This is a genomic window from uncultured Oscillibacter sp. (assembly GCF_910579365.1).
Lineage (GTDB): Bacteria > Bacillota > Clostridia > Oscillospirales > Oscillospiraceae > Oscillibacter.
Genome location: NZ_CAJTUX010000094.1, coordinates 1 through 7,472, shown reverse-complemented (window position 1 = coordinate 7,472; position 7,472 = coordinate 1). Strand labels below are relative to the sequence as shown.

At 59.5% G+C, this 7,472-nt stretch carries 5 protein-coding genes and 1 other RNA gene; 4 read left to right on the top strand and 2 right to left on the bottom strand.

All coding sequences use genetic code 11. The features are described 5' to 3' along the window. Both QZ329_RS14125 and QZ329_RS14120 read right to left on the bottom strand, forming a co-directional pair. A partial coding sequence (locus QZ329_RS14125; protein WP_295753646.1) for a sigma-E processing peptidase SpoIIGA occupies positions 1 to 479 on the bottom strand: 479 nt, incomplete at its 3' end. A 128-nt stretch (positions 480 to 607) separates the two neighbouring features. After that, positions 608 to 3,340 carry a transglycosylase domain-containing protein gene (locus QZ329_RS14120; RefSeq protein WP_295753645.1) on the bottom strand — a complete coding sequence of 911 codons (2,733 nt, stop codon included), beginning with the start codon at positions 3,338 to 3,340 and terminating at the stop codon, positions 608 to 610. 318 nt (positions 3,341 to 3,658) lie between these two features. Between QZ329_RS14120 and QZ329_RS14115 the strand changes: the two genes are divergently transcribed. From QZ329_RS14115 to QZ329_RS14100, 4 genes are all read left to right on the top strand, one after another. Further along, entirely contained in the window at positions 3,659 to 3,940 is a 282-nt protein-coding gene (locus QZ329_RS14115; RefSeq protein ID WP_295753644.1) for a DUF1292 domain-containing protein, read from the top strand. Between the two features lie 31 nt (positions 3,941 to 3,971). Next, positions 3,972 to 4,171, top strand: a non-coding RNA gene (gene ssrS / locus QZ329_RS14110) — 6S RNA. Between the two features lie 259 nt (positions 4,172 to 4,430). Beyond that, positions 4,431 to 6,026, top strand: coding sequence for a peptidylprolyl isomerase (locus tag QZ329_RS14105; protein ID WP_295753643.1), 1,596 nt, complete (start codon positions 4,431 to 4,433; stop codon positions 6,024 to 6,026). Positions 6,027 to 6,120: 94 nt separating this feature from the next. After that, positions 6,121 to 6,813, top strand: a complete 693-nt coding sequence (locus tag QZ329_RS14100) for a DUF554 domain-containing protein (protein ID WP_295753641.1) — start codon at positions 6,121 to 6,123, stop codon at positions 6,811 to 6,813. Positions 6,814 to 7,472 lie beyond the last annotated feature (659 nt).

Sequence of the window (7,472 nt, the reverse complement as noted above, 5' to 3'; positions counted from 1 at the left end):
ACCCGGACCGGAAGCAGATGCCCCTTCACGCCGTGGCCCGCCGCCGCCCGGAAGACCAGCGATAAAACCAGGTACGCCGCCGCCCCGGCGATCACCAGGGCCCTGGCGTCCACGTTGGTGTAAAAAACGCCGTTCACCACCGGCACGCCGCCCCCCGCCAGCAGGCCCAGGCCCAGCACGCAGCCCGCCATGGCGCAGGAAACAGCGAAAAACAGCAGAATCAGCCGCAGCAGCTTTTCCTCCCCGCCGTAAGCCAGCAGCCCCAGCAGCACCCCCGCCGCCAGCTTCACCGGGGCCTCCGCCAGAAAGCCCAGTCCCGGCAGAAACACCGCCGCCGCGTAGGCGCCTCCCGCCAAGGCCGCCAGGGCGTACCGCTTTCGCCGCAGGGGCAGTCCCGCCAGGCGCCCGGCACAGAGCAGCAGCAGGTAATCCATCAGCCCGTTCAGCACGAACACGCTGTCTATGTAAACGACGGTCACGGGCCGCTCCCTCCTTTTTCCAAACGTTATTATAGGACAGGAGGACCGGGAAAGCGGTCGCAATCTGGAGGGAACCTGGGCACGAAAAAAGGCGCCGCTCTCGCGGCGCCTTTTGCGCAGGTCCTTCCCTAGGGGGCAATTCCCCAGAGATCTTCAAACAGTCCGCCCCCTCCGTTGGGGTCCGGGGCGGGGGTCACCGGCTCCGCCGGCTCGTCGGGGGGCTCGGGAACAGGGTCCGGTTCCGGCGTGACGGGCGGCTGGGGCGTGTCGGTCCCCGGATTACTGTTGCCGCCGTATCCCTCGTGCGAATCGCCGCCTGTGGACGGCACGTTGGGCTCGGTCACGCTGGGAGGCGTGAAGCCGCCGGGCTCCTCCGGATTCAGCGGGTCCTCCTCAGGCGGCAGGGGCACGCCCTCGTGAACGGGGCAGCCGCCGGCGGGATTCTCCTCCGAGGGCTCCCTGGCCTTTTCCAAATTGCTGATGAGATAGGCGTCGTCCTCCGCCGTGATGCTGGGGCCGTAATCCTCCCGGACATAGTCCAGATAGGCCCGCTCCTCCACCACTTCCGGCGGGCAGGTCTCCCCCGCCAGGCAGTGGCCCTCGGTGCAGTAGGACACCACCTTATGGATGGCGCACTCCTCTGTGGGGCCCGTGCCCGCCGCCGCCTCAAAGCTGGCTATCCGCCCTCCCCGGGGGTCCGCCCGGCAGGCGTCCGTGGGCTTCATGCCGCTGTCCAGACACACCTCAATGGAGGTCAGCCCCGAAGCGGGCCGGTTGTCAAAGCCCTTGTTCTCCAGGTCTGCGTGGAGGGGCTCCATGACCTTTTTCCACATGGTGATGGCGGGGTTTCCGTTATAGCTGATACGCTCGTTCTCATCATAGCCCGTCCACACCGCCGCCACGTAGTAGGGCGTATAGCCCACAAAATAGCGGTCGTAATTCTTGTTCGTGGTGCCGGTCTTTCCGGCGATGGTCATACCGCTGAACCGGGCCTGTCCACCGGTGCCGGAGGCTACGGCGTTTTTCAGCATTTCGGTCATGAGGTATGCGGTGGTCTCCTTCATGGCCACGTGAGTCTCGCCCTCGTTTTCCAGCACCGTCACCTCCTGGCCGGTGCTGCTGTCGACGCGGGTGACCCGGATATACGTTCGGGGTTCGTTATAAATGCCGTTGTTGGCAAAGCACGCGTAGGCCGCCGCCATCTCCACGGTATTCAGCCCGTGGGACAGGCCGCCCATGCCCAGCGCGCCCACCACCATGTCGTCCGCCACCAGCCCCAGCCGCAGGTTCTCCGTGGCGAAGCGGTAAGCCTCCTCCACCCCCACGGACTGAAGGGACTGAACGGCGATAGTGTTGATGGACTGCCGCACGCCGTCCCGCACCGTGGTAAAGCCGGTGTATTTATTCGGCGAGTTTTTGGGCCAGGGCGAGCCGTTGAGCTCCTGAACCGGGTAGTTGTCAAAGACGGAGCCCGGGCTGATGGTTCCGGCGTCCAGTGCCGGGGCGTAGGCCGTCAGGGGCTTCATGGAGGAGCCCACCTGCCTTCGTCCCGTGGCGTAGTTCCAGCCCAGGTTCCGGTCCTTCTCCCCCACCTTGCCCACCATGGCCACGATGTTTCCGGTGTACGGGTCCAGAATGGTGATGCCGGACTGGAGCTGCTGGCCGTTCCGGGAGGTAACGTCCAGGTTGCTCTGGTCCTCGTAGACGCTCTCCGCCAAGGTCTGGACCTTCGGGTCCAGGGTGGTGTAGATGCGGTAACCGCTGTTGTAAAGGCGGGTCATGGCCTCGTCCTCGGTAATCTTGAACTCGTCCTGCAGGTCCTGCGCCACGTCCCGGATCACCTGGTCCACAAACCAGGAGTTGATCTCCACCGCGCCGCTGGCCTCGTCCACGATCTCGTCAACAGAGGTGGACCCGTCGGAGAAGCGAAGGACCTCCGCCTTGGCGGCCTCGGCCTGTGCCTCGGTGATATAGGGCACGCCGGTATGGGGATTGATGACCTCCTCGTTGCACATCCGGTCCAGAATCCAGCCCTGCCGCTCCTTGTTCAGCTCCCGGGCGGTGACCTTGGTCCCGTCTTCCCGGGTGATGACCACGGAGGACATGGGACCGTACTTGGAGGGGTTGTTGGTGATGGCAATGAGACTGGCGGCCTCCGCCAGGTCCAGGTCCTTGGCGTCCTTGCCAAAGTAGTACTGAGAGGCCGTCTGGACCCCGTAGCAGCCCTGGCCCAGGTAAATGGTGTTCAGGTACAGCTCCAGAATATACTCCTTGGCGTACTTCTCGTCAAACCGCAGGGCCCGGAAAATCTCCCGGACCTTCCGGTTGACATAGGGCTTGTTGTCCTTCGTCATGTTCTTCAGCACCTGCTGGGTGAGGGTGGACCCGCCGTAGCTGCCGTCGCCGGACACCAGGTCCAGCACCGCGCCGCCGGTCCGCCTCCAGTCCACGCCCTGGTGTTGGAAGAAGCGGTGGTCCTCAATGGCCACGGCTGCCTGCCACAGATAGTCGGACATCTCGTCCAGGCTCACCAGAATGCGGTTTTCCCGGCCGTGGACGTTCTGAAGCTCCTTCCACGCCCCGGTCTCCTGATCCTGGTAATAGATAAAGGAACTGAGGTTCATGGTGTAGTCCTCCGCCCGGACGTCCACCGAGGGCATGACCACCGTGTCGATATACTCCTTAAAAAAATGCAGGCCGATCAGCGCCGTGCAGACGCCGATGAGCAGGACCGTCCACAGCGTGATGAAAATCCACTTCACGATCCCCAGCGCAATCCGCGCCGGGGTAGGCTTGCGGGGCCTTCTGCGCCGGGCGGGCTGCTGGGGAGACGGCTGTTCTCTTCTTCCATGCTGCTCCAAAGTAATGAATACCTCCTTCGCGGGGAATCGCGTCTCCGCCGCCCCCGGGAAGGGGGACGGGGGCCGCCGAAGAAAAAGAATTCCATGGCTTCCAAAAAATCGCAAGAAAGTCTTTTTTTCTATTGTACCACCCTCTGTCAATATTGAAAATGTCGCATTTTCCCGAAAAAAAGTTCAAAAAACACATGGATTTATGGATTTTGGGCAAACTAACTTCCGGCAGCACTGCCAACTTTTCAGCTTTTTCACTATTTCTGCTCTTGCAATTGTCCGCAATTCCGTGTAAAATACAGGGGAGCTCAAAAAAGGAGGCCCCATATGAGTGAAGAATTCGGCCCCACCTTCCTGACCGTCACCGACGAGGAGGGTAATGAGCTGGTCCTGGAGTTCATAGACGCTCTGGAGTACAACGGCCAGCTGTATCAGGCGTTCTTCCCCGCCGAGACCGAGGGTGAGGAGGAAGACCCCGACGCCGGACTGGTGATTTTGAAGGTCCTGCACGAGAACGGCGAGGACATTCTCTCCACTCCGGACTCCGACGAGGAACTGGAAGCGGTATATAACCTCTTTATGGAATCCCTCTTTGACGGCGAGGAATAACCCTCCTCCCGGCCGCCCATCCTATTGCTAAAGTACCCTGCGGGGTGCGTGATAGACCTTTTTTTAACCCACATTTCGTTATACGGGACGCTGGATCAGTTCGTGGTTCGCAGGCCTCCCGGCTGCCGTTCGCGGCTGGAAGTTGGAAGCGGTAAAGCGCGCTGGAGGCGACCCACCTGTCCGTAAAGGTGCAGGTTATAACGAGGTCTACACGGCTTTCGCGGGGTACTATTATGCCCTTTGCCCCCCGGGTTTTCAGCGTACTTTCAGCTTGGGGGACTATGCTTGGAACGCTATTCTAGCGGACAGGTCCCGGAATTTGATGAAAAAACCGTGAATTCTCCTCCGTTTCCCCGGAAGAGATGGATTTGGGGCTTGCACAATGGTCCTTCTTCCGCTATAATAGGCAAGTGCGTAAAATGCAGCTTGTGCACCAGAATACGACCCAAAGCAAAAATGTAACTGAAAACGTGAGAGGACTGAAACACAAATGAGCGCATCGAGAGAAAAGCAAAACCGTCAGGCCGCCACCGGCCAGACCGACCCCAAGACCGCCCGGGAGGCTCAGCAGCGCAAGGACGAAAAGAGGACCAACCTCCTCTACGGCGCCATTGCCGCCGCCGTTGTCATCGCGGTCATCGCCTCCCTAGTTTGGCGCAGCGACGTCATTCCCAGAATGACCAAGGCCGCCTCCATCGACGGCGAGAACTACTCCGCCGCCGAAGTGGGCTACTATTATCAAAGCGCCTACCGTAATTTCGTCAACCAGTATTCCTACTTCACCAGCTACCTGGGACTGAACACCGGCGCTTCCCTGAAGGGCCAGGAGATCAGCGAGAGCGCCGCCGCCATGCTGGGCATCGAGCTTCCCGAAGCGGACACCGAGGGAGAGACCGGAGCCTCCGCCGGCATGACCTGGCACGACTACTTCCTGGACCAGGCCCTGGAGAACATGAGCGTGATCCAAAGCTCCCTGAAAGCCGCCGAGGCGGAGGGCTTCCAGTATCCCGCCGGCGTCCAGGCCCAGTATGAGGACAGCATGGCCTCCCTGAAATCCGCCGCCGCGGCCAGCGGAATTTCCGTGGGTCAGTACCTGAAGGGCAACTTCGGCGCGGGCATTACCGAGAAGATCTACGGCGAGCAGCTTATGCGGGTGCTGCGCTATGGCGCTTACGCCGACGCCTATGAGAACAGTCTCAGCTATTCCGACAGCGAGCTGGAGGAGGTCTACAACGGCGACCGCAACAGCTATGACCACGTGTCTTACGAAATCGTCTCCATCTCCGGCGCCGCCGAAAGCACTACGGACGCCGAGGGCAACATGGTGGAACCCACCGAGGAGGAGTCCGCCGCGGCGCTGGCCGCCGCGCAGGAGGCCGCGCAGGCCATTCTGGACGGGTTCAAGGCCGGCGGCAATCTGGAGGACCTGGCTGAGGAGCACAACGGCACGTATAACAACAATGAAAGCGGCAGCTATTCCTCCGGCAGCGTCACCAGCGAGTGGCTCTACGACAGCGCCCGGAAAGACGGCGACGCTTCCGTTCTCTCGGACAGCAGCGTTCAGTATGTCGTGGTCTTCCACAACCGCTTCCGGGACGAAAATCCCACCATTGACATCCGCCACATCCTGGTGCCTCTGGGCGCCGCCACTCTGACCGAAGGGGACGACGGCTATGCCGAGGAGCAGGCCCAGCTGAAGGCCGACGCCCACGCCAAGGCCGAGGAGCTGCTGGCTCAGTGGCAGTCCGGGGAAGCTACCGAGGATTCCTTCGCCGTCCTGGCAATGAAGGAGTCTACCGACGGCTCCAAGTATGACGGCGGTCTCTACACCGAGGTCTATCAGGGCCAGATGGTCACGGAATTCAACGACTGGTGCTTTGACGCCGCCCGCCAGCCCGGCGATACCGGCGTGGTGGACACGCAGTATGGCGCTCACGTCATGTATTTCTCCGGCACGAATCTGAACCGCTGGCAGGCTCAGGCCGCCGCCGCTCTGCGGAATGAGGCCTATACCGCTTGGGAGGCTGGGCTGACTGAAAACGTCGCCACACAGCGCTATGAATCCGGTCTGAAACTGATTGGCTGAGTTGATAATGTCACCGGGGCCGGCAAATGCCGGCCCCTTTTTTCCAGCGATTACATCAGGACTTTAAAGGAAAAAAGAAAGAGGGAAACGAGCTATGTTGGTTGGCACTATAGTCAACACCGGTACTGTGATTGCCGGTTCTCTGATCGGTATGCTCCTGGGCAACATCCTGCCAGAGCGGCTGCGGGACACCGTGATGAAGGGCCTGGGACTTTGCACGCTGTTCATTGGCATCACAGGAATGCTGGATGGGAGCAACGCTTTAATTACCATCATTTCCATTGCCGTCGGCGCGGTCATAGGCGAGCTATGCAATCTGGATGGCCACTTAAACCGTTTTGCGGAGGGCCTGGAGCGGCGCTTCAAGAGAGGTGGACGTGAGGGTCCCTCCCTGGCGGAAGGCTTTGTAACGGCCTCTCTGGTCTTCTGTGTGGGGGCCATGACTATTGTGGGAGCCCTGAACGACGGGCTCACCGGGAACCACGAGATGCTGTTCACCAAAGCCACGCTGGACTTTGTATCTTCCATGATCTTTGCATCTTCTTTAGGGATTGGTGTGCTGATGGCAGCCTTTGCGGTGTTGGTGATCGAAGGCGGAATCGCCTGTTTGGCGAGTCTGGTTGCTCCGCTGCTCCAGCAAAATCCCGCCACGATTCCGGAGATGACGGTAGTGGGCTCGGTACTGATTGTAGGGCTGGGGTTAAACCTGATTGGCGTTACGAAACTAAAGGTCATGAATTATGTCCCGGCGATTTTTCTGCCGATTCTTCTATGCTGCTTTATGTAGTTCGCGCTCCAGTTTCCAAAAGGAAAGCCCATCCCTGTCTTTTATAACAGGAATGGGTGCCTTTTTTTGGAGTTTTAACTTTACAAGAACTACCTCATGTGCTACTCTAAGGCGGGGAGGGCTTTCCGATGGTACAATTTCTCATTCCTGGAGTGGCCATATGTGCCGCATGCCTACTCTGCCATCAAGGCTATGTGATAAGAAAACGCATCGCCGCAGTCTTCTTCCTATTTCGAGTCGGGAAGAACTGCGACAAGGTTTCAGTGAACTCATGCAATGGCTGGGTCCGGCATTTGAGAAGGTTTCATAAATGCCGTGTTTACGAATTTACATTGGAATGCCAACTGTCAAGAGGAGACCTGGAGGTATCGCTGCTGGATGAAGACAGGCGAACGCTCCTGCGGCTGAATCCGGCTTCTCCCTCTGGCAGTATAGTACTGGACGCAAAGCACAGATACAATCTACTCTGGAAATTTGATCATGTCACGGGAAAATGTAAATTGCACTGGTAGGGATATGGGAAGACACTGTACAAAAAGACAGTGCCCCTCAATCAAAGCAAAAAGCAAAGCAGGCTACCGAAGTAACCTGCTTTGTGTTGGCACCACCTATCTTCCCGGGCCGTCGCCAGCCAAGTATTGTGGGCAGAAACGAGCTTA